1 rRNA gene is annotated in these 1,772 nt (G+C 51.4%); it reads left to right on the plus strand.

Going from position 1 to position 1,772, the window contains the following annotated elements:
• A 23S ribosomal RNA gene (locus AC1RJW_RS29650) occupies positions 1–1,706 on the plus strand; the annotation flags it as partial.
• Positions 1,707–1,772 lie beyond the last annotated feature (66 nt).

The raw sequence follows: 1,772 nt of genomic DNA on the forward strand, positions 1-1,772 counted from the left end.
ATATGGTAGGAGAGCGTTCTGTAAGCCTGCGAAGGTGTCTTGTAAAGGATGCTGGAGGTATCAGAAGTGCGAATGCTGACATGAGTAGCGATAATGGGGGTGAAAAGCCTCCACGCCGTAAGCCCAAGGTTTCCTGTTCAACGTTCATCGGAGCAGGGTGAGTCGGCCCCTAAGGCGAGGCAGAGATGCGTAGCTGATGGGAAGCAGGTTAATATTCCTGCACCGTCGTATGATGCGATGGGGGGACGGATCGCGGAAGGTTGTCCAACTGTTGGAATAGTTGGTTTTTGGCTCATAGAAGGCGCTTAGGCAAATCCGGGCGCGCAATTCAAGGGGTTGAGACGAGTGAACTTGTTCACGAAGCAATCGGAAGTGGTTCCAAGAAAAGCCTCTAAGCTTCAGTCATACGAGACCGTACCGCAAACCGACACAGGTGGGCGAGATGAGTATTCTAAGGCGCTTGAGAGAACTCGGGAGAAGGAACTCGGCAAATTGGTACCGTAACTTCGGGAAAAGGTACGCCCCGGTAGCTTGATTGGTTTACTCCATGAGGGTGAAAGGGTTGCAATAAACTGGTGGCTGCGACTGTTTAATAAAAACACAGCACTCTGCAAACACGAAAGTGGACGTATAGGGTGTGACGCCTGCCCGGTGCTGGAAGATTAAATGATGGGGTGCAAGCTCTTGATTGAAGTCCCAGTAAACGGCGGCCGTAACTATAACGGTCCTAAGGTAGCGAAATTCCTTGTCGGGTAAGTTCCGACCTGCACGAATGGCGTAACGATGGCCACACTGTCTCCTCCCGAGACTCAGCGAAGTTGAAATGTTTGTGATGATGCAATCTACCCGCGGCTAGACGGAAAGACCCCATGAACCTTTACTGTAGCTTTGCATTGGACTTTGAACCAATCTGTGTAGGATAGGTGGGAGGCTTTGAAGCGGGGACGCTAGTTCTCGTGGAGCCAACCTTGAAATACCACCCTGGTTTGTTTGAGGTTCTAACCTTGGTCCGTTATCCGGATCGGGGACAGTGCATGGTAGGCAGTTTGACTGGGGCGGTCTCCTCCTAAAGTGTAACGGAGGAGTTCGAAGGTACGCTAGATACGGTCGGACATCGTGTTGATAGTGCAATGGCATAAGCGTGCTTAACTGCGAGACTGACAAGTCGAGCAGGTACGAAAGTAGGACATAGTGATCCGGTGGTTCTGTATGGAAGGGCCATCGCTCAACGGATAAAAGGTACTCTGGGGATAACAGGCTGATTCCTCCCAAGAGTTCATATCGACGGGGGAGTTTGGCACCTCGATGTCGGCTCATCACATCCTGGGGCTGTAGCCGGTCCCAAGGGTATGGCTGTTCGCCATTTAAAGTGGTACGTGAGCTGGGTTTAAAACGTCGTGAGACAGTTTGGTCCCTATCTGCCGTGGGCGTTGGAAATTTGAAGGGGGCTGCTCCTAGTACGAGAGGACCGGAGTGGACGAACCTCTGGTGTACCGGTTGTCACGCCAGTGGCATTGCCGGGTAGCTAAGTTCGGAAGAGATAACCGCTGAAAGCATCTAAGCGGGAAACTTGCCTTGAGATGAGATTTCCCAGAGCCTTGAGCTCTTTGAAGGGTCGTTCGAGACCAGGACGTTGATAGGCTGGGTGTGGAAGTGCAGTAATGCATTAAGCTAACCAGTACTAATTGCCCGTACGGCTTGTCCCTATAACCTTAGCAGGTACAGAGGATGAGAAAGTACATGTTGCGTGTTGTTGATCGCAATCATTACCC

The organism is Janthinobacterium sp. GW822-FHT07A03, from assembly GCF_058798815.1.